This is a genomic window from Nocardia sp. JCM 38205, from assembly GCF_058222935.1.
Genome location: NZ_JBYHFL010000008.1, coordinates 68,200 through 89,705, shown reverse-complemented (window position 1 = coordinate 89,705; position 21,506 = coordinate 68,200). Strand labels below are relative to the sequence as shown.

The window sequence follows — 21,506 nt, the reverse complement described above, 5'->3', positions numbered from 1 at the left end:
CGCTCTTATGGTCTAATCGGGGTGGAACGTGTTCTACACAACGCTGTGAGGTCTGCACCGGAGCAGGCCGCAAGGAGGTACTCGTGGCCGCACCGTCCATCCCCGCCGGGTTCGATTTCACCGACCCCGACCTGTACGCCCAGCGCTTGCCGATCGAGGAATTCGCCGAGCTGCGCCGGGTGGCACCGGTGTGGTGGTGCCCGCAGGAGAAGGGCCGTAGCGGGTTCGACGACGGCGGCTACTGGGTGGTCACCAAGCTCGACGACATCAAGGAGATCTCGAAGAACCCCGAGGTGTTCTCCTCGGAGGAGAACACCGCGATCATCCGCTTCAACGGCGATATCGCCCGCGAAGAGATCGAAATGCTGCGGATGCTCATGCTCAACATGGATCCGCCGAACCACACCAAGATGCGCCGGATCGTCTCCAAGGGCTTCACCCCGCGCGCGGTCAACAGCCTGCGCGAGGCCCTCACCGAGCGCGCCGAGCGCATCGTGCACGAGGCCAAGAAGGAAGGCCGCGGCGATTTCGTCCAGCAGATCGCCTGCGAGCTGCCGCTGCAGGCCATCGCCGAGTTGATCGGCGTACCGCAGGAAGATCGCGGCAAGATCTTCGACTGGACCAACCAGATGATCTCCTACGACGACCCGGATTTCGAGGGCGATCACAAGATGGCCACCGCCGAGGTCATGGGGTACGCCTGGAACCTGGCCGAGGAGAAGCGCAAGTGTCCGATGGACGACATCGTGACCACACTGGTCAACGCCGACCTCGACGGTGAAGCGCTCGGCTCCGACGAATTCGCCTGGTTCGTCATCCTGCTCGCGGTGGCGGGCAACGAGACCACCCGCAATGCCATCACCCACGGCATGAAGGCCTTCGTCGACAACCCCGACCAGTGGGAGCTCTACAAGGAGCAGCGTCCGCGCACCGCGCCCGACGAGATCGTCCGATGGGCCACCCCGGTCACCGCGTTCCAGCGCACCGCGACGGTCGATACCGAACTCGGCGGTCAGCAGATCAAGAAGGGCCAGCGCATCGGCATGTTCTACAGCGCGGCCAACTTCGATCCGGCGTCGTTCGAGGATCCGTTCCAGTTCAACGTCCTGCGCAACCCCAACCCGCACGTCGGCTTCGGCGGCACCGGCACCCACTTCTGCGTGGGTGCCAACCTGGCCCGGCTCGAGATCGACCTGATGTTCAACGCCATCGCCGATGTCATGCCCAACCTGCGGGAGCTGTCCGAGCCGGTGCGGCTGCGCTCGGGGTGGCTCAACGGCATCAAGCGCTGGGAAGTCGCCTACGAGTGAGCACCGGGCACGCATAAGCGCGACGCGCGATCGAGCACGACGCGGCACCGTTCGATGGGCGGTGCCGCGTTCGTGTGTGTGCCGAGCCGGTCGCGGCGTGCCACCATCAGCCGGGCGAGAGGGCCGGGCCGCGTGCGCGTTACTGTCACGAGGGAGCCGGCCCGGCCCCGGACCGGAAACAGTGGAGGTGGAACCCGAATGTTGTCGACAGCGTGGTCACGCGAGATGGGCCTGCGGGTCCCGATCGTGAACGCGCCCATGGGCGGCGTGGCCGGCGGCAGGCTGGCCGCCGCGGTCACCGCGGCCGGTGGACTCGGCATGATCGGGATGGGCAGCGCGGGGTCGGCGGCACGGCTGACGGCCGAACTGGACGAGCTCGGGCCGGATCCGGGGCCGTTCGGCATCGGGATGATCGACTGGGTGCTGGCCCGCGAACCCGACCTGTTCGACACCGCCCTCGCCGCGCGTCCGGTGCTGATCTCGATCAGTTTCACCACCGACCTGTCCTGGGTCGAGCGGGTGCACGCCGCCGGGATTCGCGCGGCCACCCAGGTCTACGACCGTGAGCAGGCCTTGCGGGCCGAGGCCGCGGGCATCGACGTCATCGTGGCCAGGGGAGCCGAGGGCGGCGGCCACGGCGAGCCCACGCTGGCCACCCTGCCGCTGCTCGAGATCGTCTGCGAGGCCGTCCAGGTGCCGGTGCTGGCGGCCGGCGGCATCGCGACCGGGCATGCGCTGGCGGCGGTCCTCGGCGCGGGCGCGTCCGGAGCCTGGCTCGGCACCCGGCTGGCGGTGTGCCCGGAAGCGCTCACCACCGAACGCGCGCGAGCGGCACTGCTGCGCGCCGACGCGACCGACACCATCACCACCCGCGTCTTCGATATCGGCCAGGGCCTGCCGTGGCCGGACAGATATCCGGCGCGAGTGCTGCGCAACGACTTCACCGACCGATGGGACGGCGCCGAAGCCGCGTTGGCCGCCGACCGGCGCGCCCGTGCCGAACTGGCCGCCGCCGTCGACGCCGACGACCCGCGGATCGAGCCGATCGACGCCGGCCAGGGCATCGGCCTGGTCACCAGCAGTCAGCCGGTCGCCGAGGTGTTCGACGACATCTGCACCGCGGCCGCGCGGTATCTCACCGCCCGGTCCACCATCGTCGAGTCCGACGCCACCCCGGGCTGAGGCGTCAGAACCCCATCGCGGCCAGTCGTGGTAGCTCGCCGGTGCGGCAGCCCTCGATCACGAACGCCTCGTGCTCGACCAGCGGTTCGGGCAGCTTTTCGATCGGCCACCAGCGCAGATCGGCGGCCTTGTCCGGTTCCATCAGCCGGGGCTCACCGGACCAGGTGCGGCATTCGAGGAAGAAATCGACGCGGTGATCGATGTCTGCGGCGCCGTCGCCGTAGCGGCGGTGAAGGACGGTGAGCGGCAACAGTTCCGACGGGTCGACGCCGACGCCGAGTTCTTCGGCGGCTTCGCGCGCGCCCGCGGTGAACACCGATTCGCCCAGCTCGACGTGCCCGGCGGCCGCATGCGCCCAGAATCCGTCCATGAAGCCGGTGTTGTGCCGCAATTGCAGCAGCACTTCCTCACCGTCGGCGGTGTTCCGCCGGAACAGCACGTACACGGCGGGCACCAGCCGGAATCGCTCGGTCATCCACGCAGGGTAGCGAAATGCCGGTACGCCGTGCCCCGGCCCCGACCCGGCGTGCGCGAAGATGGGTCGGTGACATCCGAGAACGACCGGCCCGACCCACCCGTGACCAGTGCCTCCATCCTGGTGCTGACACTCGCGCGCCGGGTGGAGACCGAGCTCAACGCCGCGCTCGCGCCATGGGATCTCACCGTCGGCAGACTCGGTCTGCTCGGCCATATTTCGGGTGTGCCCGGTGCGTCGTTCAGTGAGTTGGCGCGCATGTCGGGCATCAGCGTGCAGAGCGTGCACACCGCGGTGAAGGCGCTGGTCGGTGCGGGCTTGGTGCGCGATCGCACGGCCCGCGCCGGGTCGGCGTCGACGATCGAGCTCACCGCCAAGGGCAAACGACTGCTTGCGCAGGCGCGGACGGCGGTGGCCACCGTGGACGAGCGGATGTTCGGCCCGGAAGCCGATCCGATTCAGCGCAAGGTCGGCGCGGCCATTCTGGCGGCCTTCGCCGAGGCCATGTCGTCGTAGCCATCCGGGGTGAGCTGCGCCACCCTAGCTTCAGCCAGGTTGAAGGCTGCGGTTATGCTTCAACTAGTCTGAAGGATGGAGTCGGTCGGTGCAGCATGTGTTGTTGTCGGTGCATATTCTCGCGGGCATCGTGTTCGTCGGTGGTTCGGCCATCGCGACGAGCCTGTTCCCGCGCTACGCGCCCGTCGCCGCCGGGGCGGCGCAGAGTAGCGCGGCCTCCGCGGAGCGCAATCCGGCGGTAGCAAGCGCTTTACACCGCATCACCGGCGGCTACGCCGCCTGCGCGATCATCGTCCCGGCGGTCGGCATCGTGCTCGCGGCGGTGCAGGGACGCATGGGGGAGGGGTGGATCACCGCGGCCATGATCCTCACCGCGGTCGCCGGTGGCCTGCTCGGCGCGCAGATCTACCCGATGCAGCGCGAGGCATTGCGGGCACCCGATGACGGACGCCGCCTGCGGACGCTGTCGATGCTGGCCGGAATCTACAACCTGCTGTGGACCGTGGTGGTCGTGCTCATGATCGTGCGGCCCACCTGATCGTCGTCCTCGGGGAGAACCCGCGGCGCGGAGGCGGGGGCCGGGCCCGTTCGGTAACCACGGACGTCGCCCGCCGGGAATTGGGCAGCGAGAAGTTTTGCGCTGCGGTTCATCTCATCGGCGACGATCGGCATGATCGCGGAATAGTCGGTGTCGTGGCGCGGGGCACCGGTGTAGCGCGTTTCGAGGGTGACCACCGTCGGTGAGTTCCTGGCCTCGGCAAGGGAAATCGAATAGGTGAAATGGTTGCCGGTGAGGCCGATACCGCTGAGTTCCAGTCGTTCGGGCGGGAGGCATTCGGTGACGGTGAGATCGAGTTCGTGGATGATGCTGGTGATGGTTGCCTGCGCGCGAACCGTGACGCCGAGCGTGAATGTCGCTGGTACCTCGCCGATCCAGAAGTCGTGATTGGGCACCCATGTCTTCAGTTGGTCCGGGCGCGAGATCAACGCCCACACTTTTTCTCTTGTCGCGTTCACCGCACACGAAGCGCTACTGCGGGCCAGGGCCACGGCTATTGCCTCTCCATCGACTGGGAGTTGAAGGTTACAGCATCGTATGGGTATGGGGAGCCGGACTCGCCATATTTCATTCAGGTGGATTATGAACTGCGCGTGCCGAATTCGAAACTTCCGAATGCGATTGTGCGAATGCAAGAACATTTGTACCGTGCAGGTGCAATTGACGTTTCCGGCGGCATGCTCCGTGGCGGGTCGTCCCTAATCGATCTGCTTGCGTTCGAGCGGACGGGTAGCGGGACCCTGGACGACGGCACCGTCGACGGTGAATCGGGAACCGTGGCACGGGCATTCCCAGGTGCGCTCGGCATCGTTGAAGGCGACCAGGCAGCCGAGATGGGTGCAGGTCGCCGACACCGCATGCAGTTCGCCGTCCTCGTCGCGGTAGACCGCGCACGGCGAGCCCGCCACCCGGAGGACGGCGCCGGTGCTCGGCGCGATATCGGCGACCGAGCCGGTGCGCGCGGTACGCAGCCGGTCGCCGACGAAATGCTTGGCGACCTCGGTCTGCGCGCGCACGAACGGGACGGCCTCGGTGATCGGGTGTATCCGGGTGGGTTCGTACAGGTCGGTCCAGGGCAATCGGTCACCGGTGATGCGTCCGGTCAGGACCCGGGCGGCCACCACGCCGTTGCTCATGCCCCAGGAGTTGAACCCGGTGGCCACGTAGGCGTGCGTGCTCAGCGGATGCAGCCTGCCGATGAAGGGCAGGTCGTCGGTGGTCGAATTGTCTTGCGCCGCCCAGTGATAGCGGATCTCGGCGGCGGGAAAGTGCCGGCTCGTCCAGTCGGTGAGGACGTCGAATCGGCGGCGGACTCCACCTTGTCCGGGGGTGAATTTCTCGCCGGTGACGATGAGCAGGCGCTGCCCGTCCGGCAGCGGGGCCGTGCGCACCGAGCGGGTGGTGCCCTGGGGCGTGATGTAGCACCCCTGTGGCGCCTGGTCTTCGGGGATGCTCGCGGCGACGACCAGTTCGCGATGCGGCGTCAAGCGGGGAAACAGCAGCGATCGGTCGAAGACCGGATAGTGGGTGGCGACGACGACGTCCGCGGCGGTCAGCCGGGCACCCGACTCGACCGTGAGGACCGGCGCGCGGCCTTCGTTCAGGTTCACCACCCGGCTGTTCTCGTAGATCATCCCGCCGCGTTCGGTGATCGCCCTGGCCAGCCCGAGCAGATAGCGGCGCGGATGGAACTGTGCCTGCTGCTCGACCCGGACGGCGCCCGCCACCGGGAACGGCAGGTCGGTCTCGGTGACGAACTGCGCGGGCAGGCCGGCTGCCACGGCGGCATCGACTTCGCGGCGGATCGCGGCCACGCCGTCGGCGGATTCGGCGTAGGTGTAGGCCGGGCACTGCTCGAGCTGGCAATCGATGCCGAGTTCGTCGACGATTTGCGCGATCCGGCCGAGCGCGTCCTGTTGCGAGGCGGCGTAGAGGCGAGCGGCGGGCTCGCCGAACGACTTCGTGAGGCGCTGGTAGATGAGCGTGTGCAGGGCGGTCACCTTCGCGGTGGTGTAGCCGGTGACGCCCGCGGCGATTCGGCCGGCCTCGACCACCGCGACCGAGCGACCGGTGCCGAGCAACTCCCAGGCGGTGCTCAAGCCGGCGATTCCCGCGCCGACCACGGCGACGTCGACCTCGGCATCGCGGTCCAGCGCGGGGTACGCGGTGGGTTCGCTGGTTTCCATCCAGAACGATTCGTTCACGACTCGCAGGCTCACACTCGGCGGCTTCCCCGTCCGGACGTGCTCAAACGCGCCTGCGGCGGTCATGGGGTGGTGCAGGGCTGCGAGGCAAATGTCACAGCAAGGTAACGGAACGGGTTCCGGAGCCGACAGAGGGACGACTCATGTGGCCGGTCGGTCCGGCGGTGTCGGGGGCCGCGGACCGATGGCCGCGTGGATACCCCTGTGACGTCGAGAAAGGTTCATCGATGCGGTTTCGCCGCCAAGGCCCCCGGCCCGAATCCTCCCGCTCCGGCCTCGGCCGGGCTCTGCTCGCACCGTTGGTCGCCCTGCTCATGGCGGCAGGCGCCGTCCTCGTCGGTGCGCCCAGCGCTTCGGCGGCGTTCAACCCCGCCGGATTCGACTTCTGGGTCGATTCGAGCATGGGTCCGATCAAGTCGCGGGTGTTCCGGGCCGCCGACGGCAACACCGATCGGGTGGTCTACGCCCTGGACGGCATGCGGGCGCGGGAAGATCTCAACGGCTGGGAGATCGAAACCGAGGTGGCCAGGGAGCTGACGAAGTGGAACATCAACGTCGTCATGCCGGTCGGCGGCCAGTCCAGCTTCTATATCGACTGGAATGCCCCGTCGAGCTTCCTCGGCGTGCCGCCGGGTGCGGCCGGATCCTCCAGTGGGTCCGGCGGCCTGAACATCTTCTCCGGTGGCCCCGGCAAGGACTACACCTACCGCTGGGAGACCTTCCTTACTCGGGAGCTGCGCTACGCCCTGCGTGACCGGCTCGGTTTCAGCCCCGACCGCAACGGCGTGTTCGGGCTGTCGATGGGCGGCAGCGCCGCGCTCACCCTGGCCGCCTACCACCCCGATCAGTTCAGCTTCGCCGGTTCGTTCTCCGGCTACCTCAATATCTCCGCCCCCGGTATGCGCGAGGCGATCCGCGTCGCGATGATCGACGCCGGCGGCTACAACGTCGACTCCATGGCCGCACCGTGGGATCCGAAGTGGCTGCGCATGGACCCGTTCGTGTTCGCGCCGCGACTGATCGGCAACAACACCCGGCTCTGGGTTTCCGCCGCCAGCGGCCTGCCCACCGCCACCGACGCCCCGAGCGTCGGCACTCTCAACGGCATGGCGCTGGAGGCGCTCGCACTGGTGAACACCCGCGCCTTCCAGGTCCGCATGGCCACCCTCGGCGCACGCAACGCCACCTTCGATTTCCCCGCCTATGGCATCCATGCCTGGAACAACTGGCAGGACCAGGTCTTCCGGATGCTGCCCGCGCTGTCGTCATCCATCGGCTGAGGTAGCGCGGCCGACCTCGCGCATCCACCGGCGAAGCGATCATGGATCGCTTCGCCGGTGCTGCGTTTCGGGGCCGTGACGTGCGGGAAGGCCGCCCGGGTGGCACGCAGGGAAGAAACCGCGCACGACGGTGGTTAAAAGTTTAACCAGTTCGATCCGATACCGAGCAGCGCCGCCCACGCCCTGGTGCACACCAGGGTTGTGGCAGAGAATGGAGACGCAATGCCTGCTGTCACGGCCGATACGCTGACCCTGCCCCGGATCGCGTCCGCCGGCCCCGAGGCCACCGAACGTCCGGTGCGCTCGGTGACCACCGGCCCGCGCGGTTACGAAGGCGAAGGCTTCCCGGTGGTCCGGGCCTTCGCCGGGGTGCCGACCGCCGAGCTCGACCCGTTCATCCATATGGATCAGATGGGGGAGGTCGAATACGAGCCGGGGGAGCCCAAGGGCACCGACTGGCATCCGCATCGCGGATTCGAAACCGTCACCTACATGATCGACGGACGCTTCCAGCACCAGGATTCCCACGGTGGCGGCGGGCTGATCGAAGACGGCGCCACCCAGTGGATGACGGCCGGCTCGGGTGTCCTGCACATCGAGACCCCGCCCGCGGAACTGGTCGATTCCGGTGGCCTGTTCCACGGCCTGCAACTGTGGGTGAATCTGCCCGCGAAAGACAAGTTCCTTCCGCCGAAGTATCAGAGCCTCGAGGGCGGACAGGTGCGGTTGCTGTCCTCCGCCGACGGCGGTGCCCTGGTCCGGGTGATCGCGGGTTCCATCGACGGTCATGACGGGCCCGGCTCGACCCATACCCCCATCACCTTCGCGCACGCGACCATCGCTCCCGGCGCCCAGCTGTCGACGCCCTGGCAGCCCGACTACAACGCCCTGGTCTACGTGCTGTCGGGGCGCGGCACCGTCGGCGCCGAGGGCCGGCCGGTCGAGCAGGGCCAGCTGGTGGTGCTCGGCACAGGCGACCGAATCACCATCGCGGCGGACACCGCGCAGGATTCGAACCGTCCCGCACTCGAGGTGCTGCTGCTCGGCGGCAGGCCGATCCGGGAACCGGTCGCGCACTACGGTCCGTTCGTGATGAACACCCGCGCCGAACTGATCCAGGCCATCGAGGATTTTCAGTCCGGCAAGCTGGGCGTGGTTCCCGAGAACGCGCTGATGCCGCACCGCCCGCACTGACGCGGGCCGCGCCTCACGCGGCGCGGGCGGGCTCGCTGCGATAGCGCGAGGCGGGCCCGTCGATCCGGCACAGCTTCCACAGCGGCCGGGCCACCGGATTCATCAGGCCGAGCTCGTCGGCGAGCATGCGGACGTCGGCGAAATAGCCGCGCAGCACCTTGCGTGACTCCGGGCTGCCCCAGAAGACCTCGTGCACCACGCGTCTCGGTACACCGCATTCCTTGCGGAACTCGCGGGTCGGTACGGCGATCAGGTCGCAGGCGATCCGCATGGTCGGCGCGAACAGCAGCGAAAGCACGAACCGGCGCACCGGGCCGAGCTTCGGTACCGCATGGCGCAGATATTCATGGGCGAAGCTGATGTGGCGGGCCTCCTCGGCCACGTGGATCGACATCACCCGCTCGAGCAGCGGGTGCGGGTTCGTGTTCGCCCGGAGGATGGTCTTCTGGGCGTGGTCGATCGGCTCCTCGCCGGCCAGCACCATGGTGAAGAACCATTCCGGGAAGATCGAGGCCACCAGCGGAATCGCCGGACCGATCATCCGCACCCAGGCACGCATCCCGCCGACTTCCACGCCGATGCGGTTCACCAACTCCTGGAACATCATCGTGTGGTTGCACTCTTCGATGGCTTCGTGGGTGCAATAACGGAATTCGGGGGAGCCGTCGGGCAGGGCGAAGACGTGTTGCATGAGCCCGCGGATCAGTAGGTTCTCGAACTGGAGGCCGACCTTGGCGACATTGGCCTGACGCCACATGCCGATAGAGATCTGGCGCTGGCGGGGCAGGGCCCGGTACCAGGGATGCGCGCCGAACGGGTCGGAGGCGGGCAGAATCCACCGATCGTCGTCGGAGCGGATCGTGAATTCGGGGTCGTCCCAATCGATATCGATATACGGGTCGAAACGGCGGGTCACCGAGCCGTGCGACAGCGTTGCCAGGACGTCGGCGTACTGATCGATATCGGGATCGGTGCCAAGGGGCGTCGACTTCATCCTGCACTCCTCGTCGGATGACTGTGACAGCGTGTCACGCTCATACTGTCGACGGTACAGCGCCTGTCGGCGACGGGCAAGAGGTGAGCGTGACGGAGTGTCACACACAGTGTCGCGGCGCGCGGCAGCGGCTCGGACCGGCTGACCGGCCACGATCTCGGGTGCGGCGGCGGTGCGAATCAGGCGTCGGCGGTGGCCCGCACCAGCAGCTCGCGCAGCGGCAGATCCGGATCCACCGCCACACCACGCAGGCGCGCGTGCCCGTCGATGAGGAACCACAGCGATTGCGTGAGCAGCCGCGCCATTTCCTCGGCGTTCAAGCCGGGCGAGTCGGTCTGCAGCCACCGCGTCACCGCGCCGTCGACCATCGAGACCACCGAGTAGGCGGCCACATCGAGCCCGGGCTCCTCGATGCCCAAAGTGGCCGTCGCCATCAGGAACAGGTCGGTGATGCGCTGGGAGACAGCGAGTTTGGTGCCGCCGACGACGGCCAGCCCGGCCGGATCGTGGCTGCCCGGCCCGTGCTCGACCCACAGATGCAGCCGCGGCCGCGCCGACACCAGCTGCACGTAGGTGCCGATGATCCGCTCGAGGGTGTCGTGCAGGGTGTCGTCCAGGTCCAGCGTCGGCATGACCCGGTCGATGTTGGACTCGACGATGTATTCACGGGTCTTGGCGTCGAGGTCCTTGCGATCGGTGAAATGCCGATAGATCACCGACCGGCGGATTCCGGCGCGTTCGGCGATGAGCTGCAACGGGATATCGGCGCCGGGATCGGACTCCTCGATCAGGGCGATCAATGCCTCCATGATGGCGCGCCTGCGTTCGGAATTGTGGTCACCCCACCGTCCACCACCGACGTCCGTCTGCTGCGACACCATGGTCACAGCATCCCACCTCGGCGTGCGCGGCGGGAAATACGCCGGATCAGCTGCGCAGCCCGCACCGGATGTCGACCGCGTCGAGTGCGCGGAGCGCGGCCGCCGTCGCCGCCGCGGAAGCGGGCAGCAGTGGCAGCCGGACGGTCGAGCTGGGAATGTGTCCTTGCGCGGCAAGGACGGATTTGATGACGACCGGATTCGGTTCCGCGAAAACAGCTTCGGCCACTCCGGACAGCCGATGTCCGAGTATTCTGGCCGCATCGATCGGGCCGTCGCGCCAGCCACGGACCAGTTCGGCGTAGGCCGACGTCGCGAGGTTGGCGCAGGCGAGGATCGCGCCGTGGGCGCCGAGCGCCAGCAGGGGCGCGGCGTACAGGTCGTCACCGGCCAGCACGGACACCTCGGCCGCGAGCCTGCCCATCATCGCGATGGTGGTGTCATCGATCGCGCCGACGGCGTGCTTGAACCCGGCGATGCCCGGGATATCGGCCAGTTCGAGCACGGTGTCGAGGCCGAGGGTGCGGCTGGTGCGATACGGAATGTTGTAGACGATCAGTGGCACCGGTCCTGCCGCCAGCCTTCGGAAATGCGCCAGCACCCCGGCTTCCGACGGCCGGGTGTAGTAGGGGACGACGGTCAGCGCGGCGGTGATCCGCTCGTCCAGGGCATGCAGCGCCGCGAGAGAACCGGTGGTCGAGTTCGTGCCGGCGCCGGCGATCAGCGGCGCGCCGCGTTCGCTGCACACCCGCAGGCAGACATCGAGCACTCGGCGATGTTCCTCGGCGCTCAGGGTGGCGGGTTCGGCGGTGGTGCCGAGTGCGACGATGCCGGTGGCGCCGTCGTCGAGCACCCGATGGGCGTGCCGCTCGAGGGCGTCGAGCGCGAGCTCGCCGTCGGTGGTGAAGGGCGTGATGAGCGGGACGAACAGTCCGGTCAGGGTCATGGGCCCAGCGTGCGCGCGTCCTACCTTCAGGTCCAGTTCACATTTCTATTGCCGAGCGTAAGCTGAGCTGATGCTCGATGTTCGGAAGCTTCGGCTGCTGCGGGAACTGGCCCACCGGCAGACGATCGCCGCCGTCGCCGAGGCGCTGAACTACACGCCCTCGGCGGTCTCGCAGCAGTTGAGCGCCCTCGAGCGCGAGGCGGGCGTGCCGCTGCTGGAACGGACCGGCCGCCGGGTCACCCTGACTCCGGCCGCGCTGACCCTGGTCGACCACACCGAAACCATCCTCGCCACCCTCGAGCGGGCGGCGGCCGACCTGACCAGTGCGAGCGCAGAACTCACCGGCACCCTGCGCATCGGCGCCTTCCCCACCGCTGTTCCGACGATCCTCGCGCCCGCCTTGATCGCCCTCACCGGCGCACATCCGGGGCTGGAGCTGATTGTCACAGAGCTCGATCCGGCCACCGCCCCGGCCGCGCTGCGCAGCGAATCGGTGGACCTCGCCCTGGTGCAGGAATACGACCACGTGCCCGTCGCGCCGGACGCCGCGTTGGAGACCGACCCGCTGCTCGCGGAAACGATCTACCTGGCCGCGCGCGGCGACGATCCGCTCGCCGCCCACCGCGGCTCCGCCTGGATCGCGGGCACGCCGGGCACCCTGTGCCACACGATGACGATCCGGGTGTGCGAAGCCGCTGGCTTCACGCCGCGAATCCGCCACCACATCGACGATTTCAGCGCCGTGCTCGCCCTCGTGGCCGCCGGTCGCGGGGTCAGCCTGGTCCCCGAACTCGGTGCCAGCACCCCACCCGAGGGCGTGGTACTGACTCCGCTGCCGACTCGGCGCCATACTCGATTGGCCTACCGTCGTGGTACCCGCGCCCATCCCATGGTGAGCGCGGCCCGCGCCGCCCTGCACGACTGTGCGGCAGGGGAATTCCCGCAGGCGCTGCCCTAGCCGGGGGCGTTGCGACGACCCTATGCTCGTCGGTGGCCGTGCTCCGATGGGTCACCGGCGGCGGGCGTCACCCGGTGAGCGCAGTGCCTGGCGTGCCCGGACTCATCAGCCGAGATCGGCGAGCTTGTGGTGCAGGACCGCCCGTTCCTGGTCGTTGCCACACAGCTGCATCGCCGTTTCCAGTTCGGCGCGGGCTTCCTCGCGGCGGCCGAGGCGGATGAACAGCTCGCCCCGCACACTGGGCAGCAGATGCGAATTCGTGAACGCCCCGCCCGCCGCCAGCTCGTCGACGATCGGTAACGCGGCGGCCGGACCGTCCGCCATCGACACCGCCACCGCCCGGTTCAACTCCACCACCGGTGACGGTGCCAGCCGGCCGAGCGCTTCGTACAGCAGCACGATGCGCTCCCAGTTCGTTTCCTCCACCGAGGGTGCGACGGCATGACATTCGGCGATCGCGGCCTGTAAACCGTAGGCGCCCAGGCCGCGTCCGAGTTGTTCGGTGCGGGCCAGCGCGGCCCGTCCCCGCCGGATCGCCGAACGATCCCAGCGGCGCCGGTCTTGCTGCTCCAGCAGCACCGGCCGGCCGTCGGCGTCGGTGCGGGCGGGAAAGCGCGCCGCGGTCAGTTCGAGCAGCGCCAGCAGGCTGTGCGTCTCGGGTTCTTCGGGCATGAGTCGAGCCAGCACCCGCGCCAGCCGCAGCGCTTCACCGGCCAGGTCCAGCCGCATCCACGCGGTGCCGGAACTGGCCGAAGAGCCCTCGGTGAAGATCACATAGATCACGCTCAGCACCGAACCGAGCCGGGCGCCGCGCTCGGCCGACGCCGGCACTTCGAAAGGCACCCGCGCCGCGGCGAGTGTCTTTTTGGCGCGGGTGATGCGCGCCTGCACGGTTGCGGTCGGCACCAGGAAGGCGCGGGCGATCTCGTCGCTGGTCAGACCGCCCACCACGCGCAACGTGAGTGCGATTCGCGCCTCGCGCGACAAGACCGGATGGCAGGAGACGAACATCAGCGCCAGCAGATCGTCGTCGATCTGGTCCGGGTCCCACAACACGTCATCGGCCGCACGCATCGGGTCGGTGGGCGGGCTGCCCGCGACGACGCCGCCCTCGCCCAGACCATGGGCGAGGACGGCGTATTTGTCGTCGCGCAGCGCGCGGCGGCGGAAGGCGTCGATCGCGCGCCGCTTACCGACGGTGAGCAACCAGCCGGCGGGCTGCTGCGGCACGCCCTCCCGCGGCCAGGTCACCAGCGCCTCGGCGAACGCCTCCTGGGCGAGATCTTCGGCCAGCGCGAAATCGCCGGTGTAGCGCGCCAGCGCACCGACGATCCGCGCGGACTCGATCCGCCAGACGGCGGCGACGGCCTCACGGCCGGTGTGCTCGACCATCCTCGGCGTGCTCGCTCAGAGCTGACCGGTGGCCTCGCGCCACGCCCGCTCCTTCTCGATCCACACGTTGTCCTCCGGGAATTCGTCGATAGTGGTGACCCGGCGGATCTCGCACTTGGAGCCCGGGCCCGCCATCGGCGCCCGCTTGGCCCACTCGATCGCCTCTTCCCGCGAGGCCACATTGAGAATCCAGAAGCCGCCGAACAACTCCTTGGTCTCACCGTACGGACCGTCGGTGACCACCGGGGTCTCCGACGAATAATCCACCACGACGCCCGATTCCGGGTCGGGATCGAGACCCTCGGCGGCGACCAGCACGCCGGCCCGGATCATCTCGTCGTTGAACTTGCCCATCGACTCCATGATTTCGGTGAAGTCGGCGTTCTGGAAGGCCTCGAAGGTCTCGTCGGTGGCCCGCATGATCAGCATGTATTTCATGGTCTGTCTCCTCGGTGTGGTCCGGGTCGTTGTGACCCTCTCATTCGTAGGTCGAACGGGAGGTGCAACCGATCGACACGACCGTGAAATTTTTCCGAGAATTTTTCCGGCGCTGTTCGCGCAGGTCAGTACGCGATGAAGAGGATCTCGTCGCGCGTGTAGTCGTGGCCGGGGTGCTCGGCGGCGAGGTGGGCCTGGGTCTTGGCGACGAGGTCGTCCTCGTCGGTGCCGGTGATGTGTTCGCCGCAGGGGCAGTTCAGTCTGGTCTTCACGCGAGTGCCCTTCGTCCTCATGGAACACGGTTGTGTCGAGTGAACCACGGCGACAGCCATTTGTGAACGCGTTTTAGTAATTCGGTTTCACCTCGGCGGTGCCGAGGGCGCCGCGCCGCCCCAGCCGCCCGGTCGCGAGCAGCCATTCGACGGCGTCGACCGCGAAACCCGGCATATGGCCGGGGTCGGCGCCGGTGCCGAGGAAGTCCTGGCTGCCCCATTTCGCGCCCAGCCGGTCCAGGCGATCACCGCCGCGCCGTCGGGTATCCGCCCGTGCCGCCGCTCAGTCCCGCAGATCCCCGGCCGTGATCGCATGGTCCCGGTTGCACGCGCACTCGGCGCGCACATCGATCCGGACCGCGGGCAGCAGCAGATCGTCGAGCTCCAGTTCGTCGGCGGCCGCACCCGCCGGATCGAAATGCACCGACGCGCCCCAATGCGTCCCCGTATGCTCGCCCTGCCGCACGAACCGCAGGTAATAGCCGTCCTCGGCAATGGTCGCGACGGTATCGATCTCGAATGCCGGATCGCCGGGATACACCGATGTGGTCGCCGGATCGTGTACGTGTGACAGGCTCACCAGCCGTCCGAACGGGTTCACCGCGTCACGGTATAGCGCCACTCGCCCGGCCCTCGACGTAGACCCGGTCATCGTCGATTGCGTCGCCGGTCGCCGGTGACGATCGCCGAAGCCGTGGTCGGCGTCGAGGGCCAAGGCCTCGGTGCTCCATGGCCCGGCCGCTGGTGCGCGGACGTTGCCGCTCGAGCCGGTAACACCGAGGGGCCGGTGCCGGGACGGTTCCGCCGGCCGTCCGGGCACCGTCGAGTGGGGCAAAAACCACGATCCATCCACCGTCGGCGCGAATCACGCGTAGTGGACTACTCGTTCGGGCGGCTCAGGCGAATAATTGACATTGACGTCAAGATTAACGACGATGCGGTGTCATGGATATCGTCGTGGCGAACCGGGGCGAGATCGCCGTTCGTATCGTGCGAACCGCCCGGGAGCGCGGATATCGGACGCAGGTGCTGCACACCGGCGAGGAATCGGAATCAACGGCGGTGCGGTTGGCCGATGAGGCGGTGCGGTTGCCCGGAGAGGGTGCGCCGGCTTATCTCGATGTCGACGCCATCGTCGCGGCGGCTCGCGGCGCCGGGCCGGGTGCGCTGGTGCATCCGGGATACGGGTTCCTCAGTGAAAGCGCGGAATTGGCGCAATCCTGCGCCGAGGCCGGGCTGATCTTCGCCGGCCCGGAACCCGCGGTGCTGCGCACCTTCGGCGACAAGGTGGCGGCGCGCGCGGCGGCGGAGAAGGCCGGGGTTCCGGTGCTGCCGGCGACTCGTGCGGCCGGGCCCGACGACATCGCGGCCCTGCTGGCGAGCAATCCGGCCGGGGTGATGGTGAAGGCGGCCGCCGGCGGTGGCGGGCGCGGCATGCGGATGGTGTTCGCGTCCGGCCAGATCGCGGCGGCGTATGAACGCTGCCGGGCCGAGGCGCGCAATGCCTTCGGCGACGCCACCGTCTACGCCGAAGCCCTCATCGCCGACGCCAGGCATGTGGAGGTGCAGATCGTCGCCGACGGCACCCACGCGGTGGCGCTGGGTGACCGGGATTGCAGTGTGCAGCGCCGTCATCAGAAGCTCATCGAGATCGCGCCCGCACCGGCGCTCGCGCCCGCCCTGCGGGAACGGTTGCATCGCGATGCGGTGCGAATCGCGGAATCGGTGGGATGCCGGGGTGTGATCACGGTCGAGTTCCTCGTCGCGGGCGAGGACGCATGGTTTCTCGAGGTCAATCCGCGGCTCCAGGTCGAGCACACCATCACCGAGGAGATCACCGGCACCGATCTCGTCGGCATCCAGTTCGACCTGGCGCTCGGCCGTGCGCTGACCGAACTCGACCCCGGCCATTCGGAGCGCGGCTACGCCGTGCAGGCGCGCGTGAACGCCGAACTCGTCACCGCGGACGGCGATCTACTGCCGACCAGCGGGGCCATCACCGGGTTCGGTCCGCCTACCGGCGCCGGTGTCCGCGTCGACACCGCGGTCCATACCGGCATGCGGCACGGCACCCGATTCGATTCGCTGCTGGCAAAGGTGATCGCCCGCGGACCGTCGCTGGACAGCGCCACGCGCCGCTGTCGCGACGCGCTCGCCGAGACGACCATCGCCGGCCTCGACACCAATATCGCGTTGCTGCGCGCGATACTCGACACCCTCGACGGGCCGGTTTCGACCGGCTGGTTCGACCACACCACCGCCGAACTACTCACTCGGGCAGCCGAGTACGCGGCACCGGCCGTGCCCGCCCAGCAGTCGGAGGTCCTCGAACTCGCTGCGGATGAGTGGACGGTTCGTTCCCCGATGGGCGCGACCGTGGTGTCGGTGTCGGCGCCCGGTACCGTGCTGCCCGCCGGTGCCGAGGTGGCGGTGCTGGAAGCGATGAAGATGCAGCATGTGGTGCGCGCGCCGCAGCCGCTGCGCGTGTTGCGGCCTGCCGTGGCCCCCGGCGACGTGGTCGACCCGCACGCCGTGCTGCTGATCGTCACCGACGCCGACCACGACGGCACCGGCGAGCAGGCGACCGTCACCGACCTCGATCGGGTGCGCGACGACCTCGCCGAGGTCCGCAGGCGCCACGACGCTCTCAGCGATGAGGCCCGTCCCGACGCCGTCGCGAAACGTCATCGCCTCGGCCGCCGCACCGCTCGCGAGAACATCGCGGACCTGGTCGACGCCGACAGCTTCGTCGAATACGGCGGCTTGGCCGTCGCCGCCCAGAGCCGCAGGCGCAGCACCGAAGACCTCATCGCGAACACTCCCGCCGATGGGCTCGTCGCCGGCATCGCCACCATCAACGCCGATCGATTCGGGCATGAGCGGTCCCGCGCGGTCGTGATGTCCTACGACTACACGGTGCTCGCGGGCACCCAGGGCATGCGCAATCACGCCAAGACCGATCGCATGCTCGAACTCGCGCGGGAACGCGAACTGCCCGTGGTGTTCTTCACCGAGGGCGGTGGCGGACGTCCCGGCGACACCGACTACGTGGGTGTGTCGGGCCTGGACGTCACCACCTTCCGCGCCATGGGCGCGCTCTCGGGACGAGTTCCCTTGATCGGCATCGTGTCCGGACGTTGCTTCGCCGGAAACGCCGCGCTGCTGGGGATGTGCGATGTCGTCATCGCCACCCCGGACGCGAATATCGGCATGGGTGGTCCGGCCATGATCGAAGGCGGCGGGCTCGGCGTCTACAAGCCAGAGGACATCGGACCCATCGAGGTGCAGCGCCGCAACGGCGTCGTGCACATCGTCGCGGCGAACGACGCCGAGGCAGTCGCGGTGGCGCGGCAGTACCTGGCGTACTTCCAAGGCGCGATCGAGGAGTGGGAAGCGCCGGACCCGCGTCTGGCCCGGCACATCGTGCCCGAGAACAGGTTGCGTGCCTTCGACATTCGCGCGGCGATCGAGGCGATCGCCGACCTCGGCTCGGTCCTGGAACTGCGCCGCGACTGGGGAGTCGGCATGGTCACCGCCCTCATGCGCGTGGAGGGCAAGCCGTTCGGCGTCATCGCCAACGACTGCCACCACCTCGGCGGTGCCATCGACGCCGCCGCGGCCGACAAGCTCAGCGCATTCCTGCGGCTCTGCGGCACCCACCGCCTGCCGATCGTGTCCCTCTGCGACACACCGGGTTTCATGGTCGGGCCGGATATCGAGAAGGAGGGAGTGGTGACGCGGTTCGCGCGCCTGTTCATCGATGCCGCCGCCCTCACCGTCCCCTTCGGCACCGTCATCCTGCGCAAGGGATACGGGCTCGGTGCACAGGCGATGGCCGCCGGATCGTTCCGGGCGCCGCGATTCGTGGTCGCCTGGCCCACCGGCGAGATCGGCGGCATGGGCCTGGAAGGGGCGGTGCGGCTCGGCTTCGCCAAGGAACTGGCCGCGATCGAGGATCCCGAGCAGCGCCGGGAAACCTTCGACAACCTCGTCGAACTCGCCTACGCCAACGGCAAGGCGCTCAATGCCGCCACCCTGCTCGAGCTCGACGACGTCATCGATCCCGCCGACACCCGCCGCTGGATCGGCACGCTCTGAACCGCGACTTGACCCTCACGTAGCGTCAGGCTCGACGATGACGTCATGACCGACCGCTACGACGCCTTCGAGATCAGCCCCGTTCCCGTCCCCGGACCCGACGCCGAACCACCCGAGTTGTACCGCGGCATCTACGGGATGCCCATGTTCGTCACCGCGCCGACGCCCGATATGGCGGCATCGGTGGACTTCTGGGTCCGCGGCCTCGGCTTCATGGACTTCTTCACCGCGCCAGGGCGCGTCACCCACTTGCGCCGATGGGCCTTCCAGGATGTGCTGCTCGTGCCAGGCGAGCGGGCAGGCGACGCGACAGGACCGACCGTCAGCTTCTCCTGCGTGCTCGGCCAGCTCGACGAGATCGCCGCGGCCTGCGAACAGCTCGCCCCCGGTTCGACCACCGGGCCCAGGCAGATGCCGTGGAACTCGGTGGAGGTGGAAGTCCGCACGCCGGAGAACACCCGCGTCATCATGACGGCGGCGCGGCCCTGGGACCCGGACAGCGCCGAGGCCGAGCACCTGCGCGAGATCGGCATCACCCGCGAGTGAGGCGCGGCGGCGCTGGGACACTGGGCGGTGTGGCCGATCCGGGAGCTCACGACGTCGAGGCAGGACTCACCGTCGGTGCGGTCGCGGCGCGGGCGGGCGTCACCGTCCGCGCCCTGCACCACTGGGATGCGATCGGCTTGGTCAGCCCCTCCGCCCGCACCGACGGCGGTTACCGGCTCTATACCGGTGCGGATCTCACCCGGCTGCACCGCGTGCTGGTCTACCGGGAGCTCGGCGTGCCGCTCGCCGAGATCGCCGGACTGCTCGACGCGCCGTCGGCCGACGCGCTGGACGCGCTGCGCCGCCAACGCGACGACCTGCGCGAACGCATCGCTGAGCTGGAACGGATGGGCGCGGCGCTCGACCGCATGATCGAGGCCAGGGACTCCGGCATCCTGCTGTCGGCCCAGGAGCAGGTCGCGATGTTCGGCAGGCACTGGCGGCCCGAGTGGGTCGGCCGGGCCCGCGAACGGTGGGGTGACACCGAGCAGTGGGCGCAGTACGCCGAGCGGGCCGCCGATCGCGGGCCCGAGCACTGGCAGCAGATCGCCGACTCCGTCCACGCGCTCAACGCGGACCTGGCCGCGGCCTGCCGCCGGGGCGTACGGCCCGGCAGCGCGGAAGCCGATGCGCTGGCCGAACGTCATCGGGCCTCGATCGGGGCCTATTTCGATTGCACCCATGCGATGCAGGTCTGCCTGGGACGCAGGTATGTCGCCGAGACGGGATATACCGAGTTCTACGACGGGTTGGCGCCCGGCTTGACGGTGTGGTTGCGAGAGATCATTGATGCGAATGCGCGCCACCACGGTGTCGATCCCGCGACGGCGACCTGGGAATGAGCGGGGCCGGTCCGGTCGTCCAGCTGGACGGGCCGTGGGTGTCTGCGGGATCGCGGACGATCCGGACGGTCGCGTCATGGCGCGACGGCCTGCGCTCGGCGGCGGCGGGGTGGGGAGTGATGCCCGTTTTGTCCCGGTTCCTGGTGTCGGTAGGGTCCTGGGTGCATTGATACGGAGGATGACATGGACGCGCAGCAGCCGGTGCCGACCCGCACGCCGTGGCTCGACCTGGAGCAGGTCGTGGACGGTGCGATGTCGCGGCGGATGGTGCTGACCTTTCTCCGGTCGGCGATCGGCCGGCCCGTCCTGGTCGCGCTCGTCATCATCTGGCTCGGGATCTGGGTGGTCGTCGCGCCGGTCGGCGGTCTGTACCTGCCGGTGTTCCTCTCGGTGCTCATGACGTTCATGGCGCTGGCCCTCCCGCTGGGCCCGGCCCTGCGCACCACGACCCTGCACGCCCGATCCGGCGCCGTGATCCGCGCCCGATACTTCGAGGACTTCTTCACCACCGGCGTCGACGGCGACGCCGACAGCCACCGATACGACGAGGTCGAGTCCGTCGACGTTCGCACGGAACAACTCGTCGTGCTCGGCTACACCGATCAGCGTCGCGAAATCCTGCCGCGCGAGCTCGTACCCGACGCGGCCCTGGCCTTGCTGCGCGCCGGTACCGTTGCCTGAGCCGCCGCCGGGCGATCATCCGGCGGCGATATCCATGACGAGGTTGATCGTCGTCGCGAGGATGACGGTGCCGAAGGCGTAGGACAGCAGATTGTGGCGCAGGGTGATGGCGCGGATCCGCGAGCTGGCGACGTCGGTGTCGGAGACCTGGTAGGTCATGCCGAGGTTGTAGCTGAAGTAGAAGAAATCGCGGTAGGCCGGTGCCTCATCGGAGTTGAAATCGATACCGCCGGTGGGTGATTCGTAGAACAGGTAGGCGTAGCGGGCCGCATACATCAGGTGCAGCGCCGCCCACGCCATGAACACCCCGCCCAAGGCGAGGGCGGCTGCCGCTTCACCCGCTCCGGAACTGCCGAGCGCCAAAATCACCACGATCCCGATCAGCCCGCTCGAGGCCGCGCCGACCACCGCCAGTTCCTCGATGGCGGGCTGGAAGTCTTCGCGGCGCGCGTTCGCCCGCGTCTGCTCGGCCGTCATCGGCCACAGCGCGAACCATCCGCCGATGACGAAAAGCGTATCCGCCGTGGCGATACCGGCGAGGACCCCGAGCGGCCATTCGGTCAGCACTCCGACGAGCGCGCCGATCACGACGCCGACCAGCGCCGAGGCGATGAGCCGACCGACAGCCGAGCGCAGAAGCCGAGCCCTCATGCTCGATCACTGTACTGATGAGGTCCGGTCGGTTCAGTCGGAACCGGGCCAGGGAATCCGCCGCAGCGCGTCCTCGATTCCCGCCGAACC

22 protein-coding genes are annotated in these 21,506 nt (G+C 68.7%); 11 read left to right on the top strand and 11 right to left on the bottom strand.

The window, feature by feature from the left end; genetic code table 11:
- Positions 1–83: 83 nt before the first annotated feature.
- Positions 84–1,310, top strand: coding sequence for a cytochrome P450 (locus AC4HOU_RS25520; RefSeq protein WP_163812640.1), 1,227 nt, complete (start codon positions 84–86; stop codon positions 1,308–1,310).
- A 198-nt stretch (positions 1,311–1,508) separates the two neighbouring features.
- Positions 1,509–2,492 (top strand): NAD(P)H-dependent flavin oxidoreductase, encoded by a 984-nt coding sequence (locus AC4HOU_RS25515; protein ID WP_163812642.1) that lies wholly within the window; start codon positions 1,509–1,511, stop codon positions 2,490–2,492.
- 4 nt (positions 2,493–2,496) lie between these two features.
- Here the strand turns inward: AC4HOU_RS25515 and AC4HOU_RS25510 are convergent, their stop codons facing one another.
- Entirely contained in the window at positions 2,497–2,967 is a 471-nt protein-coding gene (locus AC4HOU_RS25510; protein WP_163812644.1) for an NUDIX hydrolase, read from the bottom strand.
- Between the two features lie 69 nt (positions 2,968–3,036).
- Between AC4HOU_RS25510 and AC4HOU_RS25505 the strand changes: the two genes are divergently transcribed.
- Together AC4HOU_RS25505 and AC4HOU_RS25500 are read left to right on the top strand one after the other, a co-directional pair.
- Complete coding sequence (locus AC4HOU_RS25505; RefSeq protein WP_163812646.1) at positions 3,037–3,483, top strand: MarR family winged helix-turn-helix transcriptional regulator; 447 nt, start codon at positions 3,037–3,039, stop codon at positions 3,481–3,483.
- Positions 3,484–3,571: 88 nt separating this feature from the next.
- Positions 3,572–4,021: a hypothetical protein gene (locus tag AC4HOU_RS25500; protein WP_163812648.1), complete on the top strand. Its 450-nt coding sequence runs from the start codon at positions 3,572–3,574 to the stop codon at positions 4,019–4,021.
- Here the strand turns inward: AC4HOU_RS25500 and AC4HOU_RS25495 are convergent.
- Both AC4HOU_RS25495 and AC4HOU_RS25490 read right to left on the bottom strand, forming a co-directional pair.
- A complete protein-coding gene (locus tag AC4HOU_RS25495; RefSeq protein ID WP_228807124.1) occupies positions 3,967–4,683 on the bottom strand; it encodes an SRPBCC family protein in 717 nt (238 codons plus the stop codon). The genes AC4HOU_RS25500 and AC4HOU_RS25495 overlap by 55 nt on opposite strands.
- Positions 4,684–4,740: 57 nt before the next feature.
- Positions 4,741–6,246, bottom strand: coding sequence for an FAD-dependent oxidoreductase (locus AC4HOU_RS25490; protein ID WP_490725451.1), 1,506 nt, complete (start codon positions 6,244–6,246; stop codon positions 4,741–4,743).
- A 227-nt stretch (positions 6,247–6,473) separates the two neighbouring features.
- Between AC4HOU_RS25490 and AC4HOU_RS25485 the strand changes: the two genes are divergently transcribed.
- Complete coding sequence (locus AC4HOU_RS25485) at positions 6,474–7,526, top strand: alpha/beta hydrolase (protein WP_490725450.1); 1,053 nt, start codon at positions 6,474–6,476, stop codon at positions 7,524–7,526.
- 222 nt (positions 7,527–7,748) lie between these two features.
- Entirely contained in the window at positions 7,749–8,720 is a 972-nt protein-coding gene (locus AC4HOU_RS25480; RefSeq protein WP_163812656.1) for a pirin family protein, read from the top strand.
- A gap of 13 nt (positions 8,721–8,733) precedes the next feature.
- Here AC4HOU_RS25480 and AC4HOU_RS25475 read toward each other — a convergent pair whose 3' ends face one another.
- From AC4HOU_RS25475 to dapA, 3 genes are all read right to left on the bottom strand, one after another.
- Positions 8,734–9,714, bottom strand: a complete 981-nt coding sequence (locus AC4HOU_RS25475; RefSeq protein ID WP_490725449.1) for an AurF N-oxygenase family protein — start codon at positions 9,712–9,714, stop codon at positions 8,734–8,736.
- 179 nt (positions 9,715–9,893) lie between these two features.
- On the bottom strand, positions 9,894–10,601 hold the full coding sequence (locus AC4HOU_RS25470) for a TetR/AcrR family transcriptional regulator (protein ID WP_490725448.1): 708 nt from the start codon (positions 10,599–10,601) through the stop codon (positions 9,894–9,896).
- Between the two features lie 40 nt (positions 10,602–10,641).
- Complete coding sequence (gene dapA / locus AC4HOU_RS25465; protein ID WP_195021608.1) at positions 10,642–11,538, bottom strand: 4-hydroxy-tetrahydrodipicolinate synthase; 897 nt, start codon at positions 11,536–11,538, stop codon at positions 10,642–10,644.
- Between the two features lie 70 nt (positions 11,539–11,608).
- Between dapA and AC4HOU_RS25460 the strand changes: the two genes are divergently transcribed.
- Positions 11,609–12,496 carry a LysR family transcriptional regulator gene (locus AC4HOU_RS25460; RefSeq protein WP_195021609.1) on the top strand — a complete coding sequence of 296 codons (888 nt, stop codon included), beginning with the start codon at positions 11,609–11,611 and terminating at the stop codon, positions 12,494–12,496.
- A gap of 105 nt (positions 12,497–12,601) precedes the next feature.
- Here the strand turns inward: AC4HOU_RS25460 and AC4HOU_RS25455 are convergent, their stop codons facing one another.
- The 4 genes from AC4HOU_RS25455 to AC4HOU_RS25440 all read right to left on the bottom strand — a co-directional run bounded on the left by AC4HOU_RS25455 (position 12,602) and on the right by AC4HOU_RS25440 (position 15,199).
- Positions 12,602–13,888, bottom strand: a complete 1,287-nt coding sequence (locus tag AC4HOU_RS25455; protein ID WP_163812667.1) for an RNA polymerase sigma factor — start codon at positions 13,886–13,888, stop codon at positions 12,602–12,604.
- A gap of 15 nt (positions 13,889–13,903) precedes the next feature.
- The gene (locus AC4HOU_RS25450) at positions 13,904–14,326 is read right to left on the bottom strand and encodes a YciI family protein (protein WP_194989374.1); all 423 of its coding nucleotides are present in this window, start codon (positions 14,324–14,326) and stop codon (positions 13,904–13,906) included.
- Positions 14,327–14,451: 125 nt separating this feature from the next.
- The gene (locus tag AC4HOU_RS25445; RefSeq protein WP_104361371.1) at positions 14,452–14,598 is read right to left on the bottom strand and encodes a DUF1059 domain-containing protein; all 147 of its coding nucleotides are present in this window, start codon (positions 14,596–14,598) and stop codon (positions 14,452–14,454) included.
- Positions 14,599–14,881: 283 nt separating this feature from the next.
- A complete protein-coding gene (locus AC4HOU_RS25440; protein ID WP_280498999.1) occupies positions 14,882–15,199 on the bottom strand; it encodes a cyclase family protein in 318 nt (105 codons plus the stop codon).
- Between the two features lie 344 nt (positions 15,200–15,543).
- Here AC4HOU_RS25440 and AC4HOU_RS25435 point away from each other — a divergent pair, with 344 nt between their 5' ends.
- The 4 genes from AC4HOU_RS25435 (at position 15,544) to AC4HOU_RS25420 (ending at position 20,765) form a co-directional block, all read left to right on the top strand.
- The gene (locus tag AC4HOU_RS25435; RefSeq protein ID WP_490725447.1) at positions 15,544–18,696 is read left to right on the top strand and encodes an acetyl-CoA carboxylase family protein; all 3,153 of its coding nucleotides are present in this window, start codon (positions 15,544–15,546) and stop codon (positions 18,694–18,696) included.
- Between the two features lie 45 nt (positions 18,697–18,741).
- Positions 18,742–19,242: a VOC family protein gene (locus AC4HOU_RS25430; protein ID WP_490725446.1), complete on the top strand. Its 501-nt coding sequence runs from the start codon at positions 18,742–18,744 to the stop codon at positions 19,240–19,242.
- A 29-nt stretch (positions 19,243–19,271) separates the two neighbouring features.
- Positions 19,272–20,084 carry a MerR family transcriptional regulator gene (locus AC4HOU_RS25425; protein ID WP_280213398.1) on the top strand — a complete coding sequence of 271 codons (813 nt, stop codon included), beginning with the start codon at positions 19,272–19,274 and terminating at the stop codon, positions 20,082–20,084.
- A 183-nt stretch (positions 20,085–20,267) separates the two neighbouring features.
- Positions 20,268–20,765, top strand: a complete 498-nt coding sequence (locus AC4HOU_RS25420; RefSeq protein WP_490725445.1) for a hypothetical protein — start codon at positions 20,268–20,270, stop codon at positions 20,763–20,765.
- Between the two features lie 15 nt (positions 20,766–20,780).
- On the opposite strand, the gene AC4HOU_RS25415 is transcribed toward AC4HOU_RS25420, so the two are convergent.
- Positions 20,781–21,416, bottom strand: coding sequence for a DUF1345 domain-containing protein (locus AC4HOU_RS25415; RefSeq protein ID WP_490725444.1), 636 nt, complete (start codon positions 21,414–21,416; stop codon positions 20,781–20,783).
- Positions 21,417–21,506 lie beyond the last annotated feature (90 nt).

Excerpts from the sequence above, each read along its gene's own strand:
- AC4HOU_RS25430 (WP_490725446.1), top strand. The coding sequence starts at position 18,742 with ATGACCGACCGCTACGACGCCTTCGAGATCAGCCCCGTTCCCGTCCCC.
- AC4HOU_RS25435 (WP_490725447.1), top strand. The coding sequence starts at position 15,544 with ATGGATATCGTCGTGGCGAACCGGGGCGAGATCGCCGTTCGTATCGTG.
- AC4HOU_RS25455 (WP_163812667.1), bottom strand. The coding sequence starts at position 13,888 with ATGGTCGAGCACACCGGCCGTGAGGCCGTCGCCGCCGTCTGGCGGATC.
- AC4HOU_RS25495 (WP_228807124.1), bottom strand. The coding sequence starts at position 4,683 with ATGTTCTTGCATTCGCACAATCGCATTCGGAAGTTTCGAATTCGGCAC.
- AC4HOU_RS25415 (WP_490725444.1), bottom strand. The coding sequence starts at position 21,416 with ATGAGGGCTCGGCTTCTGCGCTCGGCTGTCGGTCGGCTCATCGCCTCG.
- AC4HOU_RS25475 (WP_490725449.1), bottom strand. The coding sequence starts at position 9,714 with ATGAAGTCGACGCCCCTTGGCACCGATCCCGATATCGATCAGTACGCC.
- dapA (WP_195021608.1), bottom strand. The coding sequence starts at position 11,538 with ATGACCCTGACCGGACTGTTCGTCCCGCTCATCACGCCCTTCACCACC.
- AC4HOU_RS25450 (WP_194989374.1), bottom strand. The coding sequence starts at position 14,326 with ATGAAATACATGCTGATCATGCGGGCCACCGACGAGACCTTCGAGGCC.
- AC4HOU_RS25460 (WP_195021609.1), top strand. The coding sequence starts at position 11,609 with ATGCTCGATGTTCGGAAGCTTCGGCTGCTGCGGGAACTGGCCCACCGG.
- AC4HOU_RS25510 (WP_163812644.1), bottom strand. The coding sequence starts at position 2,967 with ATGACCGAGCGATTCCGGCTGGTGCCCGCCGTGTACGTGCTGTTCCGG.
- AC4HOU_RS25480 (WP_163812656.1), top strand. The coding sequence starts at position 7,749 with ATGCCTGCTGTCACGGCCGATACGCTGACCCTGCCCCGGATCGCGTCC.
- AC4HOU_RS25420 (WP_490725445.1), top strand. The coding sequence starts at position 20,268 with ATGGACGCGCAGCAGCCGGTGCCGACCCGCACGCCGTGGCTCGACCTG.
- AC4HOU_RS25485 (WP_490725450.1), top strand. The coding sequence starts at position 6,474 with ATGCGGTTTCGCCGCCAAGGCCCCCGGCCCGAATCCTCCCGCTCCGGC.
- AC4HOU_RS25515 (WP_163812642.1), top strand. The coding sequence starts at position 1,509 with ATGTTGTCGACAGCGTGGTCACGCGAGATGGGCCTGCGGGTCCCGATC.